Annotated in this window: 14 protein-coding genes; 9 read left to right on the forward strand and 5 right to left on the reverse strand. The window is 64.6% G+C overall.

The features are described from left to right. Positions 1–8 precede the first annotated feature (8 nt). From AOG28_RS13980 to AOG28_RS14015, 8 genes are all read left to right on the forward strand, one after another. Entirely contained in the window at positions 9–1,979 is a 1,971-nt protein-coding gene (locus tag AOG28_RS13980) for a DUF294 nucleotidyltransferase-like domain-containing protein (RefSeq protein ID WP_235507042.1), read from the forward strand. 28 nt (positions 1,980–2,007) lie between these two features. After that, a complete protein-coding gene (locus AOG28_RS13985; RefSeq protein ID WP_054556854.1) occupies positions 2,008–2,652 on the forward strand; it encodes a 3'-5' exonuclease in 645 nt (214 codons plus the stop codon). A gap of 542 nt (positions 2,653–3,194) precedes the next feature. Next, entirely contained in the window at positions 3,195–3,416 is a 222-nt protein-coding gene (locus AOG28_RS13990) for a hypothetical protein (protein ID WP_043333792.1), read from the forward strand. Between the two features lie 228 nt (positions 3,417–3,644). Continuing rightward, entirely contained in the window at positions 3,645–4,610 is a 966-nt protein-coding gene (ttcA, locus tag AOG28_RS13995) for a tRNA 2-thiocytidine(32) synthetase TtcA (RefSeq protein ID WP_082388814.1), read from the forward strand. Positions 4,611–4,828: 218 nt separating this feature from the next. Next, positions 4,829–6,607, forward strand: a complete 1,779-nt coding sequence (gene aceK, locus AOG28_RS14000) for a bifunctional isocitrate dehydrogenase kinase/phosphatase (protein WP_054556855.1) — start codon at positions 4,829–4,831, stop codon at positions 6,605–6,607. Positions 6,608–6,661: 54 nt separating this feature from the next. Next, positions 6,662–7,411 carry an SIR2 family NAD-dependent protein deacylase gene (locus AOG28_RS14005; protein WP_052384572.1) on the forward strand — a complete coding sequence of 250 codons (750 nt, stop codon included), beginning with the start codon at positions 6,662–6,664 and terminating at the stop codon, positions 7,409–7,411. 82 nt (positions 7,412–7,493) lie between these two features. Beyond that, positions 7,494–8,438, forward strand: coding sequence for a bile acid:sodium symporter family protein (locus tag AOG28_RS14010; protein ID WP_043333793.1), 945 nt, complete (start codon positions 7,494–7,496; stop codon positions 8,436–8,438). A 99-nt stretch (positions 8,439–8,537) separates the two neighbouring features. Then, positions 8,538–9,449, forward strand: a complete 912-nt coding sequence (locus tag AOG28_RS14015; RefSeq protein ID WP_082388815.1) for a tRNA-uridine aminocarboxypropyltransferase — start codon at positions 8,538–8,540, stop codon at positions 9,447–9,449. 102 nt (positions 9,450–9,551) lie between these two features. Here the strand turns inward: AOG28_RS14015 and AOG28_RS14020 are convergent, their stop codons facing one another. The 5 genes from AOG28_RS14020 to def form a co-directional block, all read right to left on the reverse strand. Continuing rightward, positions 9,552–11,000, reverse strand: a complete 1,449-nt coding sequence (locus tag AOG28_RS14020; protein WP_043333794.1) for a TrkH family potassium uptake protein — start codon at positions 10,998–11,000, stop codon at positions 9,552–9,554. 88 nt (positions 11,001–11,088) lie between these two features. Next, positions 11,089–12,462 carry a Trk system potassium transporter TrkA gene (gene trkA, locus AOG28_RS14025; RefSeq protein WP_043333795.1) on the reverse strand — a complete coding sequence of 458 codons (1,374 nt, stop codon included), beginning with the start codon at positions 12,460–12,462 and terminating at the stop codon, positions 11,089–11,091. A 160-nt stretch (positions 12,463–12,622) separates the two neighbouring features. Further along, a complete protein-coding gene (rsmB, locus tag AOG28_RS14030; protein WP_082388816.1) occupies positions 12,623–14,074 on the reverse strand; it encodes a 16S rRNA (cytosine(967)-C(5))-methyltransferase RsmB in 1,452 nt (483 codons plus the stop codon). After that, positions 14,071–15,075 carry a methionyl-tRNA formyltransferase gene (gene fmt, locus AOG28_RS14035; protein ID WP_054556856.1) on the reverse strand — a complete coding sequence of 335 codons (1,005 nt, stop codon included), beginning with the start codon at positions 15,073–15,075 and terminating at the stop codon, positions 14,071–14,073. Before fmt ends, rsmB begins: the two co-directional genes overlap by 4 nt. 185 nt (positions 15,076–15,260) lie before the next feature. Then, positions 15,261–15,770 carry a peptide deformylase gene (gene def, locus AOG28_RS14040; RefSeq protein ID WP_043333797.1) on the reverse strand — a complete coding sequence of 170 codons (510 nt, stop codon included), beginning with the start codon at positions 15,768–15,770 and terminating at the stop codon, positions 15,261–15,263. Positions 15,771–16,025: 255 nt separating this feature from the next. Here def and AOG28_RS14045 point away from each other — a divergent pair, with 255 nt between their 5' ends. Further along, entirely contained in the window at positions 16,026–17,078 is a 1,053-nt protein-coding gene (locus AOG28_RS14045) for a LysM peptidoglycan-binding domain-containing protein (RefSeq protein WP_054556857.1), read from the forward strand. Positions 17,079–17,153 lie beyond the last annotated feature (75 nt).

Genomic DNA, 17,153 nt, shown 5'->3' on the forward strand with positions numbered 1-17,153 from the left:
TCGCTGTCATGCAAGCGTCACTGGTGGATATCGCGTTCGAGGAGCCGCCGTTCAGTCTGCTGGATGAGCGTCTTCGGCAACGGCTGGCCGAAGGGGTGGACCTTCACTATTTCGAGGCACTGGCGCAGCCGCTGGTGCCGGGGGCCGTCGGTGAGGCGGTCTACATCATTCACAAGGGCGAGGTGGCGGAACTGGCCGCCGACTCGGCACTGCCGGATGCCGCCACGCTCGACAAGGCGCAGCGCGAGGGGCTGGATGCCTGGGTCAGTCTGCGCATCGGTCATTACACCGCGGGGGACCTGTTCGGGGCGCTGACGCTGCTCAATGGCCATTGCCGCACCCGCTTCGTCTGCGAGCAGGAGACGCTGTGCTACCAGCTGCCCGCACAGCTGTTCTTCTCGCTGTGCGACGAGTGTCCTGCCTTCGGTGAGTACTTCCAGCACAGCCTGAGCGACAAGGCGCGGCTGCTGGCGGCGCAGCGTGACACCCGTCAGGGCGCGAGTCGCGACCAGGCGGGCTTCATGCTGGCGCGGGTGATGGACTGCATGCGTCCGCCGCTCAAGCTGGCGGCCAGCGCCAGCATCGAGCAGGGCGTCAAGGCCATGCAGACGGCGGGGGCGGACAGCCTGATCATCACTGTCGAGGGGCGTCAGGGCGTGGTGACGCGCACGGACCTGCTCAATGCGCTGGTGATTCAGGGTTTGGCTGCCAATCATCCGCTCGCCTCGCTGGGCAGCTTTGCGCTGGTGGCGGTCACGGCGGAGGAATATCTGTTTCAGGCGCTGGTGCAGATGACTCGCCACCGGGTCGCGCGGGTCGTGGTCAAGGAGCGCCTGACGCCTGACGCGGCGGTCGTCGGGGTCATCGAGCTGACCGACGTGCTGGGGTTCTTCTCCAATCGCAGTCAGCTGGTGAGTCTCGAGATCGAGCGCGCCTCTGACATGGCGGCGCTTGAGCAGGCCAGCGCGCGTCTGCCGGAAATGGTCAGGGCGCTGGCGATGCAGGGAGTCCACATGCGCCATGCGATGGCGCTGTTGAGTGCGCTCAACGGGCGCCTGATCGAGCGCACCTTCGCCATGCTGGTGGCGGAGGAGCACCGGGCCTCGAGTTGCCTGATGCTGATGGGCAGCGAAGGGCGCGGCGAACAGATCCTCAAGACCGATCAGGACAATGGGCTGATCATCGCCGATGGCCACCAGTGGCCCGAAAACGAGGACACCCTGCAGCGCTTCAGTGACGCCCTGGCGGGTCTCGGCTATCCACCATGCCCGGGCAACATCATGGTCTCCAATCCGGAGTGGGTCGCCACCGAGTCGCGCTGGCGCGGCAAGATCGCACGCTGGTGCGCCGGGCGCGATGGCGAGGCGCTGATGAATCTGGCCATCGTCTTCGATGCGCGCGCCAGTGGCGGCAATGAAGCGCTGGTCGACAGCTTGCGCGGCCACCTGGTGCGTCACGCCACGCGCGATGAACTGCTGCTGTCGCACTTCGCGCGCCCGGCGCTGCATTTCTCGACTCCGCTGACGCTGTTCGGCTCCTTGCGCTCGCCGCGTCACGGCATCGATATCAAGAAGGGCGGCATCTTCCCCATCGTGCATGGCGTTCGCACCATGGCGCTGGAACGCGGAGTGATGGCCACCGGCACCTTCGCGCGGCTTGAGGCGCTGGTCAGTGATGGGCGTATCGAGGCCAGCGACAGCGCCGACCTTGCCGAGGCGTTGTCCCTGTTTGCCGAGTTGCGTCTGCGCCAGCAGCTGCGCCATCTGGAAGAGGATGAACATGGCGCTGCCGCCGGCGGGGCTAGCGACTCGCGAAGGGATGGCCAGGACAAGACCACGGCGGCGCATGAGGCGGGGAGTCGCAACCTGATCATCACCCAGTCGCTGTCCTCGTTGGAGCGTGATCTTTTGCGCGATGCCCTGAGTCGGGTCAAGGACTTCAAGCAGCGCCTGTCACATCGTTATCACCTGGAATACTGAACCGGCCTCAGGGCCGAGGGGAGGTGGCATGTTCGAACAACTGAGACGCGCCAGTGATCGTCGTCGTCATGCGCAGGGGGAGTTCGCCGAGCTCTTCCGTCCCTGGCATGCCGCCGAGCGGGGCGGGGAGCGTGTGGCGCTGGACTGCGAGACCACCAGTCTCGATGTCGGCCACGCCGAGCTGGTCTCGCTGGCGGCAGTGCGTTTCGATGCGCGCCATATCCATACCTCCAGCGCGCTGTCGCTCTATCTGCAATGCCCGCAAGGGCTGCAGGGCGACTCGATTCGCATCCACCGCCTGCGCGGTATCGATCTGCATGGCGGAGAAGCGCTGGGCGATGCGCTGCGACAGCTGCTGGAGTTCATCGGCAATCGTCCGCTGGTGGGCTGGTGCATCGACTTCGATGTCGCGGTGATCAACCGTCACCTGCGGCCACGCTTCGGTTTTGATCTGCCCAACCAGCGTCATGATCTGGCGCGCGATTACGTCCGGCGCTGCAAGCATGAGCAGCCGGACGCCGCCCCGGACCTGCGCTTCGAGGCGATGGCTGACGCCCTGGGCGTGCCGGTGATCGGTCGCCACACTGCGCTGGGGGACGCCGTGACCAGTGCGCTGATGGCGCAGCGCCTGATGCAGGCACCGCTGTCGCCCTCGCTGGCCAGCCAAGCCTGAGCGGGTCTTGTTCAAGGTGCTCTGGCAGGGGCTTATATCAGGGACCTGGGCAGGCGCTGGGCAGGCTCTGAGTAGGCGCTGGATGAGTGTCAGGCCCGGTATCAGACGTCTCATCAGCCGACATCATCCTCAAGGCTATTATTCCAAGGTCTGTTGCCGGAATGTCCAATGGCCCGGCTCACTGCCTTTGTCCACACTGGCTGCCATACGACACGCCCACTGCGGCGAGAAGTCGACTCTGATTACACGCCAGTGCACTACCGGCCAGCAGGACGGCCAAGCCATGCAGGATGCAAGACCGAGCAGCTTTGATAACCATAATGAAGCGGCGACAGCGAGCAAAGGCCACGCGTGATACGGACCTGCTGTCAGCCAGCCTCTGTCAGGCCTGAGGACGGCATCATTCTCTTCAGGATCGTCATCACTGCGCCAGGTGATGACTGTCGGGCCCCGGGCATCTGCTCGGGGCCCGGCTTCAGATAAGGCATCCGCCCACGATTGCCTTCCTTATGACTCAGGGGTACTTGCCCACGAGGTGCGACATGCTGATCGCGACCAATACGCTGTTGATTCTTGGCCTGGCCATCGTGCTGTTTGCCTACGGCCTCTATATTCGCCGGACACAGGACATGCGCGGTGTGCTGATGTTCTGGTCACGCAAGCTTGCGCTCACTGCGCTTGAATTCAGACTGCAACGTTTCGGTATCCTCGTGATGCTGGGCGGGGTGGTGATCCGCTATCTGGAAGTGCTGCGCCTGTTCTAGCCTGCGCCTTTTCTAGCTTGCGCGGACTTCCTGCAAGCGCCGCTGTCCCCCACGGCGCATGCCACACGCCAACGCCCGCTGACTGCGGGCGTTGGCGTATCTTGCGTCGGCGTCACGCTACCTGGCCCGACAGGGGCAGGCACCCCCGCCTGAAGCACGCTGCCTCTGTGACCGTCTACTGGCCAATGCTAGACTGTGCACCCTTCCAAACTGCCAGCCTGATGCCCCATGTTCACACCCGATAGCGAGCTTTCGTCCAGCCCCACTGATGCGGCCACTGCCAAGCGCGAACTGAACAAGTTGCAGAAGCGCCTGCGGCGCAATGTCGGTACCGCCATCACCGATTACGGCATGATCCGTGATGGTGACAAGGTGATGGTGTGCCTGTCCGGGGGCAAGGATTCCTACACCATGCTGGATATCCTGATGAACCTGCAGCGCAATGCGCCGGTGCAGTTCACGCTGGTGGCAGTGAATCTCGACCAGAAGCAGCCCGGTTTCCCGGAACATGTGCTGCCGGCATGGCTCGAGTCGGTGGGCGTCGAGTACCACATCCTCGAGCGCGACACCTATTCCATCGTCAAGGAGAAGGTGCCGGAGGGCAAGACGACCTGCGGGCTGTGCTCGCGCCTGCGTCGCGGCTCGCTGTATGGCTTCGCCGCCGAGATCGGCGCGACCAAGATCGCCCTCGGTCACCACCGCGACGACATCCTCGAGACGCTGTTCCTGAACATGTTCTTCGGTGGCAAGCTCAAGACGATGCCGCCCAAGCTGCTCTCCGATGACCAGCGCCATATCGTGATTCGCCCGCTGGCCTACTGCCGTGAGTCCGATATCGAGGCCTATTCCAACGCGCGCGAGTTTCCGATCATTCCCTGCAACCTGTGCGGCTCGCAGGAGAATCTGCAGCGTCAGGTGGTCAAGGAGATGCTGCAGGACTGGGAGAAGAAGCATCCAGGGCGTCTGGAAACCATGTTTCATGCCGTCACCTCGGTGGCGCCGTCACATCTGGCAGACCGTGATCTGTTCGATTTCGCCGGCCTGGATGAGCAGCGTGACCGCTTCCAGGCCTCGCGCATCGATGCGCTGGACATGAGTTCCGAGCAGGCCGGCATGGCCGATGACCTGTTTGAGGCCGAGCGCCGCGTCAAGCCGCTGGCTGACTCGGCGGCCTCGCTGGGGCATGAGCTGTAAGCCACGCGCGCCAGGCTATCGTCAGACATCATGAACGCCACCTCGCTTGCGGGGTGGCGTTCTGCGTTTCAGGTGGTCCGCTGCCATCCCGGCCCTGGTGGATGGCGCACCTAGCGTGAGTCAGGGTTGAAGGCCCGCGACCATTGTCGTCTCGCTTGCTGGCGCGACAGTCCGCATGCTTTGGTCATGTCAGGTGACTGAAGGGCAGGGAGGCGGCGATGGGCAATGATGTGGACAGTGACGAGCGCGGCAATGGCCAGCAGGGCCAGCGACTGGCGGCGACCGTGTTGCATGGCTTCGATGAATATCGATCACGCTTCAAGCAGATCTCCAGTGATGCGCGGCGCCGCTTCATCGAGGCCGACTGGCGGGAAGCCCAGCAGGCCTCCGCCGCGCGTATCAACCTCTACGACGAGAAGGTCGCCGCTACCATGGAGCGGCTGGAGCGTGCCTTCGAGCCCGACCGCCTGTGCGAGTGCACCCTGTGGGGCGAGGCCAAGCGGCAGTACATGGCGCTGATCGATCAACGCCTCGACTACAAGCTGGCCGAGACCTTCTACAACTCCATCTTCTGCAGCGTGTTTTCCCATCGTCACATCCGCGATGACTGGATGTTCGTCTCGCCATCCCGCCAGAGGCCGGCACGCCATTCCGGCTTGAGCATCAGCCATCGTGTGCCGGTCGAGGGTGACTGGGCCGGGGCACTCGAATCCGTGCTCAACGAGGCGCCGTTGGGGATCGCCTTCGAGCATCAGGGGCGCGATGTGACGCTGGGCGCCGAGATGTTGCTCGCGACGCTGCCTGAGGCGGTGCGCGATGCGCCGGACGCCGCCTTCGAGATGCTGCGCAGCGTCTTCTATCGCAACAAGGGGGCCTATCTGGTCGGGCGCATCGAGGGCGGCGGCCAGACCCTGCCGCTGGTGTTGCCGGTGCTGCATACCGAGCGCGATGGCGTCTATCTGGATACCGTGATCATCGAGCCGGAAGAGGTCTCGATCATCTTCTCCTTCACGCGGGCCTATTTCCAGGTCGAGATCGAAGTGCCCAGCGAGGTGGTCGGGTTCCTGCAGACCCTGATGCCCGAGAAGCCCATCGGCGAGCTGTACGCCGCCATCGGCTTCTATAAGCATGGCAAGACCGAGCTGTTCCGCGGCCTCAACCAGCATGTGGCGAGTCGCTCCGATCAGTTCATCATCGCGCCCGGCGTGCGCGGCATGGTGATGGCGGTCTTCGTGCTGCCCAGTTACCGGCTGGTGTTCAAGCTGATCAAGGACCGCTTCGCCCCCGGCAAGGACATGAGTCGTGACCAGGTGCGCGAGAAGTACCGGCTGGTCAAACGTCATGATCGGGTCGGGCGACTGGCCGATACGCAGGAATTCTCGAACTTCACCGTCGGCAAGGACCACTTCGACCCGGCCTGCCTCGACGAGCTGCTGGAGGTATGCAGCTCGTCGATCAGCCTGCGCGGCAACAAGGTGCTGATCCGTCACTGCTATACCGAGCGCATGATGACGCCGCTCAACCTGTATCTCGAGGAGTGTGACGCCGAGGAAACCCGCGCGGTGCTCAATGATTATGGTAATGCGATCAAGCAGTTGGCTGCCGCTGACATCTTCCCCGGCGACATGTTGCTCAAGAACTTCGGCGTCACGCGCCACGGGCGGGTGGTCTTCTATGACTACGACGAGATCAGCTACCTGACCGAGTGCAACTTCCGTGAGATTCCCGAGGCACGTTACCCTGAGCAGGAACTGGCCAGCGAGCCCTGGTATTCGGTGGGGCCCAACGACATCTTCCCCGAGGAGTTCGGCCCCTTCCTGTTTGCCGACCTCCAGCTACGCAAGCTGTTCTATGAGCTGCATCCCGAGATCTTCCAGGCCAGCTGGTGGCGTGGCCTGCAGGACGCCATCGCGCAAGGGCGCGTGATCGATGTCTATCCCTATCGCAACAAGCGGCGCTTCGGTGTCGATCGCAGTCAGGACTTCATCGATGACTGAGTGTGATCGCCATGCCCGCTGTTCGATCCTGTCCAACGCCAGAGAGAGTGCTAGATGAGTGAAGGCTTCAAGGACCCCGGTGCACGTCACGGACGCCATCTGGTCGTGTTGAGTGGCGCCGGCATCAGTGCCGAGAGCGGCCTGCGCACCTTCCGCGCCGAGGATGGCCTGTGGGAAGAGCATCGTCTGGAAGACATCGCGACGCCGCAGGCCTTCCGACGTGACCCCCAGCAGGTGCTGCGCTTCTACGATGACCGCCGCACCCAGGTACGCCGTGCCAGGCCCAACGCGGCCCACAAGGCGTTGGCTGAGCTGGAGCAGCACGGCTTTCGCGTCTCGGTCATCACCCAGAACATCGACGACCTCCACGAGCGAGCAGGCTCGCGCGAGGTCGTGCATCTGCATGGCGAGATTCTCAAGGCGCGCTCCAGCGTCGACCACGGCCTGCGCTACCCCTTGCCGCGTGGCGGCATTCGCCTCGGGGACCTGTGTGACAAGGGCAGTCAGCTGCGCCCGGACGTGGTGTGGTTCGGTGAGGCGGTGCCGCTCTATGCGGTCGCCGAGGAGATCGCCGCCGAGGCGGACCTGTTGTTGATCGTCGGCACCTCGCTCAAGGTCATGCCAGCGTCCAACCTCTATGCAGCAGCACCGCTGGACGCTCCCATCGTGCTGGTCGACCCGAATGCCGATGAACTGGCCGAGCCCGGCGTGCTGCCGCTGGCCGAAAGTGCCGGTCAGGCGGTACCGCGCCTTGTGCGCCATTGGTTGTATCAGGGCCACCTGGGGCTGCCTGATACGTTATGATGCGCGCCTTCAGGCCTGCCATGGGAGACGGGCCAGCAATTTCCGGGAAATCGATGCCCCGGGCGACCGAAAAGTGAAAAGCATGTTCGAGACGCTGAATCGTTTCTTCCCCTTGTGGGCGCTGGTCTTTGCCGGCATCGCCGTGGTGGCTCCGACGCCGTTCGTGGCGCTCAAGGACACCATTCAGCCTCTGCTGGCGCTGATCATGTTCGCCATGGGCCTGACCCTGTCGCGTGACGACTTCATACGCGTGGCACGTCGCCCCGGCCCGATCGCGCTTGGGTTGCTGCTGCAATATAGCGTGATGCCGCTGGCCGCCTTCCTGATCGCGCGCCTCTTGGGGCTGGACCCGGCGCTGACGGTGGGCATGGTGCTGGTCGGCGCCACGGCAGGGGGAACCTCCTCCAACGTGATGACCTGGCTGGCCGGCGGGCATGTGGCGCTATCGGTCTCGATGACCATGGCCTCGACGCTGCTCTCCATCGTGATGACGCCGCTGCTGACCTGGTGGCTGCTGGGCACCGATATCAACGTGCCGGTCAGCGGCATGCTGCTGAGCATCGCCAAGCTGGTGGTCGCCCCCATCGTCCTCGGCGTGGTCGTGCACCACTTCGCGCGTGATCTGATCCGCGAGTGGGAGTCGGCATTGGCGAGTCTGGCCATGCTGGCCATCGTGCTGATCATCGCCATCGTGGTCTCGCTCAACGTCGGGCGACTCGCCACGCTGGGCCCGCTGGTCGCGCTGGCAGTCGTGGCACACAATGCCATCGGCCTGAGCGCGGGTTATGGCCTGTCGCGTCTGTTCGGGCTGGATGAACGCACTTCGCGCACCATCGCCATCGAGGTCGGCATGCAGAATTCCGGCCTGGCGGCGTCACTGGCCAGTCAGTTCTTCTCCGCCACGGCGGCGCTGCCGGGGGCGATCTTCTCCATCTGGCACAACGTCTCGGGGTCGCTGCTGGCAGGCTACTGGAAGCGTCGTCCGCCCAAGTTCGTGACCGGCAGCAAGCACCGCTACGAGGTCTGATCCCGCGAATCGGCAACCTGAGTCGGGGCAGAAGAATGGGAGAAAGGGACGCGCATGCTAGAATGCGCGTCCCTTTTTCCTTGGTTCTGACTGCTCATCATGTGTGATTCCCGCCCCCCGCCGGCTGATGGCGACGATATCGCCGCCTGTGCGCCTCAATCTGCTTCCGCTGTCGCCTCCAGCGTCGATGGCGACGCTGTGGCAATCGATACCGTCGCGCCAGGCGCAGGCAGTGGTATCACCACGCTGCCCAGTGGCGAGCCGGAGGCATGGCACGGACGGCATCCGCGCCGCGAGTTCAAGGCGCGCGGCAGTCAGGTGATTCGCTGTGAGGCGTGCCGCCTGCCCAGGCTCAATTGCCTGTGTCCCTATCAGGTCACTGCCGAGTCGCGGATCAAGTTCTGGCTGATCACCCATCCGCTGGAACATTACAAGCCGACCAATACCGGGCGCCTGATCTCGGATGTGCTAGCGGGCACCGAGGTCTTCAGCTGGTATCGCGTCGAGCCGGACCCACGCCTGCTGGCACTGCTGGAAGATGAGCGCTATCAGCCCTTCATCATCTTCCCGGATGACCAGCCCGACTACGCCGATCGCGTGGTCGACGTGAATGCCATCGCCGGCGTCGGCGCCGATGTGGCGACGCATACCGCCAGTGGCGAGGCACGCATTCCGGTGTTCATCCTGCTCGATGGCACCTGGCGTCAGGCGCGGCGCATCTTCCGCAAGAGCCCTTATCTGGACGGCCTGCCGGTATTGCCGCTGCACACTCAGCGCCTGACCCGCTATCACCTGCGCAAGCCTGCCTCCGAGGCGCACCTGTGCACGGCGGAAGTGGCGGCGGAGCTGCTGCGTCAGGCGGGGGAGGAGAACGCGGCCAGCGTGCTGGATGACTACTTCGACGCCTTCAACGACTGCTATCGTGCCAGCCGCATCCACTATGTGCTGGAGCCGACCGCGCCGATGCGCCGCCTGCTGGCGCGCCGTGACGCCACTACCGGCGAGTCATAGTCGAAGCGCCACAATAAAAACGCCCCCGTCGGAGTCCTCCGGCGGGGGCGTTTGCGTTCAAGGTGATGCTCTGGGCACGCTGGGGGGCTATCAGCGCGGCTGTCAGCGCCGCCAGAAGGCCGGCGTGAACAGCACCAGGATGGTGAAGATCTCCAGGCGCCCCAGCAGCATGGCGAGGATCAGGATGCCCTTGGCGGCCCCCGGGATATCGCCGTAGTGGGTCGCGACCTCACCCAGCCCCGGCCCCAGATTGTTGAGCGCCGAGCCGACCGCTGACCACGCCGTCACCTGGTCAAGCCCGGTGGCCAGCATGCCCAGCATCATCAGCACGAACAGCATCAGGTAGACGGAGAAGAACCCCCACACCGCCTCAGCCACGCCCTCGGAGATGCGCATCTTGCCGACCTTGACCGACAGGATGGCATTGGGGTGGATCAGACGATGGATCTCGCGCACGCCCTGCTTGAGGATCAGCAGGATGCGGATGACCTTCATGCCGCCACCGGCGGACCCGGAGCAGGCGCCGATGAAGGCGGCGATGAACAGCATCATCGGCAAGACGCCCGGCCAGCCGGTGAAATCGGCGACGCCGAAGCCGGTGGTGGTGGCCACCGAGACGGCTTCGAACAGGCCGTGGCGCAGTGCCTTGCTGTCATCGTAGCTGCCGGTCAGCAGCAGGCCGGCGATGGTGACGCAGGTCAGGATCAGCAGCAGGATCAGGAAGAAGCGTGTCTCCGGGTCGCGCAGATAATGACTGATGCGCCCCTCGCGCCAGGCGGCGAAGTGCAGGCCGAAGCTGATCGAGGACACCACCATGAAGAACACGCAGATCATCTCGATGCTGGCGGAATCGAAGTAGCCGATGCTGGCATCGTGGGTCGAGAAGCCACCGACCGCGACGGTCGAGAAGCTGTGGCCCAGGGCATCGAACCAGCTCATGCCAGCCGCCCAGTAACTGGCGAAGCACACCAGCGTCAGTGCGGCGTAGATGTACCACAGCGCCTTGGCCGTCTCGGTGATGCGCGGCGTCAGCTTGGAGTCCTTCAGCGGGCCGGGAATCTCGGTGCGGTAGAGCTGCATGCCGCCGATGCCGAGTGTCGGCAGGATCGCCACCGCCAGTACCACGATCCCCATGCCGCCCAGCCATTGCAGCTGCTGGCGATAGTAGAGGATGGAGTGGGGCAGCAGATCGAGCCCCGTCATCACCGTGGCGCCGGTGGTGGTGAGCCCCGAGAACGACTCGAACATGGCATCGATGATGGTCAGGTTCGGGTCTTCGGCGAGCAGGAAGGGCAGCGAGCCGAAGGCCCCCAGCACGGTCCAGAACAGCACGGTGATCAGGAAGCCATCGCGGTTGCGCAGCTCCTTGCGGGCGTGCCGATTGGGGTAGAAGAGCGCGAAACCGGTCAGCAGGGTGATGCCCATCGCCACGGCGAAGGCGCTCAGGGTGTCGTCCTCGAAGACCCTCGAGATCAGCATCGGCGGCACCAGCGTCAGGCTGAACAGCATCAGCAGGATACCGAGGATGCGAGAGATCACGCGTAGGCTCATGCGGCGCCTCCCTGAGAGAGGCGCTGCGTGGCGAGGCCGCCGAGTGACGTTCGGGGCGGGCGCGGGGCGGAAGTCATGGAGGCCGGCATCAGAAGAAGGTCAACCCGACCTGGAACAGACGCTCCACCTCGCGGATGCGACGCTTGTCGACCACGAACAGGATGACGTGGTCGTTGGACTCCACCACCAGGTCATGATGCGCCACCAGCACTTCCTTGCCGCGTACCACGGCACCGATGGTAGTGCCCTCCGGCAGGTTGATATCCTCGATGCGTCGGCCTACCACCTTGGAGGAGCGCTCATCGCCGTGGGCGATGGCCTCGATGGCCTCCGCCGCACCACGGCGCAGCGAGTGGACATTGACGATGTCACCCTTGCGCACGTGGGTCAGCAGGCCGCCGATGGTCGCCTGCTGGGGCGAGATGGCGATGTCGATCTCGCCGCCCTGCACCAGGTCCACGTAGGCCGCGTTGTTGATCAGCGTCAGCACCTTCTTGGCACCGAGTCGCTTGGCCAGCATCGACGACATGATGTTGACCTCGTCGTCGTTGGTCAGCGCGCAGAAGATGTCGCAATCCTCGATGTTCTCCTCCAGCAGCAGACGCTTGGAGGTGGCGCTGCCGTGCAGGACCACGGTGCGATCGAGGCGCTCGGAGAGATCGGTGCAACGCGCCAGCGAGTGCTCGATGATCTTGACCTGATGACTGTGCTCCAGCGTCTCGGCCAGACGCTCACCGATATGGCCGCCACCGGCGATCACCACCCGGCGGAAGTTGCGATCGACGCGTCGCAGCTCGCCCATCACGGTGCGGATGTCCTTGCGTGCCGCGATGAAGAACACCTCGTCATCGGCCTCGATCACGGTATCACCGCGCGGGATGATCGGACGGTTGCGACGATAGATGGCGGCGACGCGAGTATCCACGTTGGGCATGTGGCGACGCAGGAAACCGAGCTCCTGACCGACCAGCGGCCCGCCGTAATAGGCCTTGACCGCGACCAGCTGGGCGACGCCATTGGCGAAGTCGAGCACCTGCAAGGCGCCGGGGTATTCGATCAGGCGGCGGATGTGGTCCGTCACCACCTGCTCGGGGCTGATCAGCACGTCGACCGGGATGGCGTCATGCGAGAACAGGCCCTTGCGGGTCAGATAGGCGGTCGAGCGCACGCGCGCGATCTTGGTCGGCGTGTGAAACAGGCTATGGGCGATCTGACAGGCGATCATGTTGACCTCGTCAGAGTTGGTCACCGCGATCAGCATGTCGGCATCCTCGCCACCCGCCTGCCGCAGGATCTGCGGATAGCTCGCCGGCCCCGTGACCGTGCGGATGTCGAGTCGGTTGTGAAGCTCGCGCAGCCGTTCGCTGTCGGTATCCACCACCGTGATGTCATTTTCTTCATGGGCCAGGTGTTCGGCGAGCGTACCGCCGACCTGACCTGCGCCCAGAATGATGATTTTCATGTCCGGCTCGTCCGCTGTTGCTCAGTCGGCACAGGATAAACCAGTGCCAGGACGGAAGACAGCCGCGCCCCGAGAGTCGGGGCGCGGCTGTCCGGGAATGTCAGGCGTGGCGTCTCATGTCATCACGGACGTCGCGCCGACACGGCTCACCTGGCTGTGGTCAGGCGCTGGCCTTGGTGATGTGGGCCAGGTAGAAGCCGTCGTGGCCATTGACCTGTGGCAGCATCTGGCGGCCAGCACCGGAAACACGGCCCCAGTCGGCCTTGATGGTCTCGGCCTTTGCGTCCGGCGTCGCGGCCAGGAAGCGGTCCATCACGCGGGCGTTTTCCTGGGTGATGATGGAGCAGGTGCCGTAGACCAGGGTGCCGCCGGGCTTGAGCATGCCCCACAGATTGGCCAGCAGCTTGCCCTGCAGGCGTGCCAGATCGCCGATGTCGTTCGGGCGACGCAGCAGCTTGATGTCCGGGTGACGGCGGATGACGCCACTGCCGGAACAGGGCGCGTCGAGCAGGATGACGTCGAAGGCTTCGCCGTCCCACCAATCGCGTTCGCTGGCATCGGCACACACGACACCGGCACCCAGCTCGAGACGCTCCAGCGTCTCTTCCACGCGCTCGAGGCGCTCGCCGTCGATGTCGATGGCGGTGGCGTCCAGGCCCGGGAAGCGCTCCAGCATGTCCGCCAGCTTGCCGCCCGGCGCGGTGCAGGCATCCAGCAGGCGCACGCCTTCACCCTCGGCGTTGATGGCCGTCACGGCCGGTGCCAGCAGCTGACCGGCCAGCTGTGCCGCTTCATCCTGCACGCTGACCAGGCCTTCCTCGAAGCCCGGCAGGGCGCTGACATCGCAGGCGCTGGTCAGGGTGATGCCGTGCTCGGCGAACGGGCAGGCCACGCCTTCGATCTCGGCTTCCGCCAGCTGGGCGAGGTAGTCGTCGCGGCTGATGGCGGAGACATTTACGCGCAGCGTCATCGGCGCCTGGGCGTTGTTGGCCTCGGCGATGGCCTGCCAGTCGTCCGGCCAGTTGCGCTGGAAGGTATCCAGCAGCCACTGGGGGTGGGACAGGGCGACGGCGGGGTCCTTGTCGACCTCGGCTTCCAGCGCTTCCTGCTCACGCTGGAAACGACGCAGACAGGCGTTGAGCACGCCGGTGGCCCAGCCCTTGCCCAGGCCACGGGCGGCGCCAGCGGTCTCACCGACGGCGGCGTGCGGGGCGATGCGCATGTACAGCAGCTGATAGAGGCCGAGCAGCAGCAGGGCGTGGATGTCCTGATCCTGCGACTTGAAGGACGACTTCAGCAGCTTGCCCGCCAAGGCATCCAGACGCGGCAGCTGACGGCAGACGCCGAAGCACAGTGCCTTGTAGAGGCCCTGATCACGCCCGGCGACGCCAGACGGCAGGCTGTCCAGGTTCAGCGAGGTACGCGCGGCCAGCACCGGGGCCAGCGTCCGCGCGGCCGCGACACGCACCGCAGCGCCCGGCGAGGCCGGTGCATTGTCAGGCTTGCGACGGGCGCCGCCATGCTTGTGAGCGCCGCCCTTGCTGCGGGCTGGCGGCAGGGAGTTGCGCTTCTTGCCGTTGCCCTTGGAGGACGGGTTGTCTGACTGGCTCATGCGGAAGTCTCGGTCTGGGAATCGGTATCAGGGGCGTGATCTGCGCCGAGGACGAGGCCCTCGGGGAAGCGCGCAGCACGGGAATTGAGCAGGTCCTTGACGGACAGCGGCTTGGCGCCGGGCAGCTGGGCGCGAGTGATCTCGAGCACCTCATGGCCATCGCCGCAGGCGATGCGCAGGCAATCCTTGCCGGGCGCCAGCAGGGTGCCGGGCGTCACGCTGCTCGCAAGGCGTTGCTCGCCGGTGCGGGACATCCACAGGCGCAGCGGCTCGCCTTCAAGGCGGGTCCAGGCCACCGGCCACGGATTGAAGGCGCGGATGCGCGCGTCCAGCTCGGCGGCAGGGCGGGTGAAGTCGAGTTCGGCCTCGGCCTTGGAGAGTTTGGCGGCGTAGGTCACGCCGTCTTCCGGCTGGCGGGTCGCGGGCAGTTCGCCGGCGGCGATGGCGTCGAGAGCCGTGACGATGGCCTCGCCACCCTGGGCCGCCAGCGCATCGTGCAGCTCGCCACCGGTGGTGCTGGCGGTGATGGGGGTGCGGCGGATCAGCAGCATGTCACCGGTATCCAGGCCGGCATCCATCTGCATGATGGTGACGCCGGATTCGCTGTCACCGGCTTCGATGGCACGCTGGATCGGCGCGGCACCGCGCCAGCGCGGCAGCAGAGAGGCGTGGATGTTCAGACAGCCCAGACGCGGAATATCGAGCACCGCCTGCGGCAGGATCAGCCCGTAGGCCACCACCACCATGATGTCGGCCTCGAGGTCGCGCAGGATCTGACGATCGGCCTCGTCCTTGAAGTTGAGCGGCTGATGGACGGGGATATCGTGCTGGAGCGCCAGCTGCTTGACGGGGCCCGGGGTCAGCTTGCGACCACGTCCGGAGGGGCGATCAGGCTGGGTGTGGACACTGATGATCTCGTGGCGACTGCCCAGCAGGGCGGACAGACACTCGGCGGCGAAATCGGGGGTGCCGGCAAAGGCGATGCGCAGGGCTTTCGACATGTGCTATGACTCATGTAGGAGTACGGAGGCGGCCGTACTCAAGGTGCTGACGGTTGCGGCAGGACGGCCAGCGCGACAGACGCGGCTGATGGACCAGTAACCGCACGAAGGCCGAGGGGTTGCCCTCGGCCTTCGTGCGGTGCCGCCATGCGCTCAATATCGGCCGTGTGGCCGAGCGTGAGGGATCAGGCTTCTTGCAGCTTGTGACGCTTCTGCATCTTCTTCATCACCCGATCACGCTTGAGCGGGGAGAGGTAGTCGACGAACAGCTTGCCTTGCAGGTGGTCGTGCTCGTGCTGGATGCAATGTGCCAGCAGGCCATCGGCTTCCAGTTCGTAGGCATCGCCGTTGCGGTCCTGAGCCTTGAGTCGTACCTTCAGATAGCGCGGGACTTCGGCATAATATTCAGGAATCGACAGGCAGCCTTCCTGCATCGGTTGCTGTTCATCACCGATCGGGGTGTATTCCGGGTTGATCAGCACCAGCGGCTGGGACTGATCTTCGCTGACGTCGATGACGATGAGACGGCGATGCTCGTCGACCTGTGACGCGGCGAGGCCGATGCCGCGGGCGTCATACATGGTCTCGATCATGTCGTCGATCAGGGTCTGCAGCTCGGCGTCGATCGTGTCGATCGGGGCGGCAACGTTGCGCAGACGCTCATCAGGGAATTCAAGGATTTCGCGTTTGGCCATGGCTGGTGTAATTACCGTTGTGCTGTCAGAAAGGATTTGCCTGATATTGTAGTGTGCGCAAGCGAGGAACGGAACCGAATGCCGTCAATGCTGCTACTATCGCGGCAATAGTCAGGATTGATCTGACATGGCGATGGACAGGGGTCAGCAGCCACCAGGCGCGGGGCAGAGCGGGTCTGCGCGGTGCGGAGTTCAGAACAAGACCATCACCACCGAGCGATGGGTGGCAATAACGCAAGGGACGCAGGAATGGGCATGAAACGACTGGTCGGCAATGCCGTCTTTACGGCACTCCTCGGCATGGCGACGCTGGGGGCAAGCGCAGGGATGTCGCTGGCACAGGCAGCAACCGTGCGTGATGACGTACCTTCCACCTACGTGGTGGTGCGTGGCGATACGCTCTGGGACATCTCCGGGCGCTTTCTGCGTGAACCTTGGCTGTGGCCGGAAGTCTGGCGCGCCAATCCGCAGATCAAGAATCCGCATCTGATCTATCCGGGCGATCGCATCTCGCTCTACTACGAGAATGGCGAGCCACGTCTGCGCCTGGAGCGCGGCCAGGGCGGTGTGGTCAAGCTGTCTCCCCAGATCCGCAAGATTCCCAAGCGCGAGGCGGTGCCGCCGATTCCGCTGGAGAAGATTTCGGCCTTCTTGAAAGAGCATCGCGTGATTGACCCGGCGCTGCTCACCGATGCGCCCTATATCGTGGCCGGGGATGACACCCGCCTGATCAGCGGTGCCGGCGATACCATCTACGCCCGCGGCAACTGGTCCGCCAATGACACCTACAGCGTCTACCGCAAGGGCCAGCGCTATCTGGACCCGGACACCCAGGAGTTTCTGGGGCTGGAGATGATCAGCATCGGCGACATCAAGCTTGAGCGCCGAGAAGGCGATATCGGCGTGCTGCGCGTACTGTCGGCCAATCGCGAGATTCTCAATGGCGATCTGCTGCTGCCGGCGGACGGTGGTGCGATCACCACCAGCTTCCAGCCGCAGCCGCCCGAAGAAGATGTGGGCGGCGTCATCCTCGCGGCCCCCGATGGACTGCGCAACATCGGTCGCAATGACATCGTCGCGCTCAATCGCGGTAGCCGAGAAGGCATCCAGCCGGGGTACGTCTTCGGTATCGAGCGCCGCGGCGAGACGATCACCGACCCCGTCACCGGCGAGCCGATCACCCTGCCCGGTGAGGAAGGTGGCCTGGTGATGGTATTTCGTATCTACGACAAGGTCAGCTACGCGCTGGTGATGCAGGCCGGCCGCCCATTGAGCGTCGGTGACAAGCTGCTGGAGCCCCACGGCTGATCGAAAGCCTCTGTCATCCTCAAGCATCGGCGTGGTGAAACGACTCGTCGTGCTGAAGTTAACAACCAGGGTGAG

It is taken from the genome of Cobetia sp. UCD-24C, assembly GCF_001306765.1.
GTDB lineage: Bacteria > Pseudomonadota > Gammaproteobacteria > Pseudomonadales > Halomonadaceae > Cobetia > Cobetia amphilecti.

What these genes read in the sequence shown, in the direction of transcription:
- AOG28_RS13980 (WP_235507042.1), top strand. Translation starts at nt 9, where the DNA reads ATGCAAGCGTCACTGGTGGATATCGCGTTCGAGGAGCCGCCGTTCAGT.
- AOG28_RS13985 (WP_054556854.1), top strand. Translation starts at nt 2,008, where the DNA reads ATGTTCGAACAACTGAGACGCGCCAGTGATCGTCGTCGTCATGCGCAG.
- AOG28_RS13990 (WP_043333792.1), top strand. Translation starts at nt 3,195, where the DNA reads ATGCTGATCGCGACCAATACGCTGTTGATTCTTGGCCTGGCCATCGTG.
- ttcA (WP_082388814.1), top strand. Translation starts at nt 3,645, where the DNA reads ATGTTCACACCCGATAGCGAGCTTTCGTCCAGCCCCACTGATGCGGCC.
- aceK (WP_054556855.1), top strand. Translation starts at nt 4,829, where the DNA reads ATGGGCAATGATGTGGACAGTGACGAGCGCGGCAATGGCCAGCAGGGC.
- AOG28_RS14005 (WP_052384572.1), top strand. Translation starts at nt 6,662, where the DNA reads ATGAGTGAAGGCTTCAAGGACCCCGGTGCACGTCACGGACGCCATCTG.
- AOG28_RS14010 (WP_043333793.1), top strand. Translation starts at nt 7,494, where the DNA reads ATGTTCGAGACGCTGAATCGTTTCTTCCCCTTGTGGGCGCTGGTCTTT.
- AOG28_RS14015 (WP_082388815.1), top strand. Translation starts at nt 8,538, where the DNA reads ATGTGTGATTCCCGCCCCCCGCCGGCTGATGGCGACGATATCGCCGCC.
- AOG28_RS14020 (WP_043333794.1), bottom strand. Translation starts at nt 11,000, where the DNA reads ATGAGCCTACGCGTGATCTCTCGCATCCTCGGTATCCTGCTGATGCTG.
- trkA (WP_043333795.1), bottom strand. Translation starts at nt 12,462, where the DNA reads ATGAAAATCATCATTCTGGGCGCAGGTCAGGTCGGCGGTACGCTCGCC.
- rsmB (WP_082388816.1), bottom strand. Translation starts at nt 14,074, where the DNA reads ATGAGCCAGTCAGACAACCCGTCCTCCAAGGGCAACGGCAAGAAGCGC.
- fmt (WP_054556856.1), bottom strand. Translation starts at nt 15,075, where the DNA reads ATGTCGAAAGCCCTGCGCATCGCCTTTGCCGGCACCCCCGATTTCGCC.
- def (WP_043333797.1), bottom strand. Translation starts at nt 15,770, where the DNA reads ATGGCCAAACGCGAAATCCTTGAATTCCCTGATGAGCGTCTGCGCAAC.
- AOG28_RS14045 (WP_054556857.1), top strand. Translation starts at nt 16,026, where the DNA reads ATGAAACGACTGGTCGGCAATGCCGTCTTTACGGCACTCCTCGGCATG.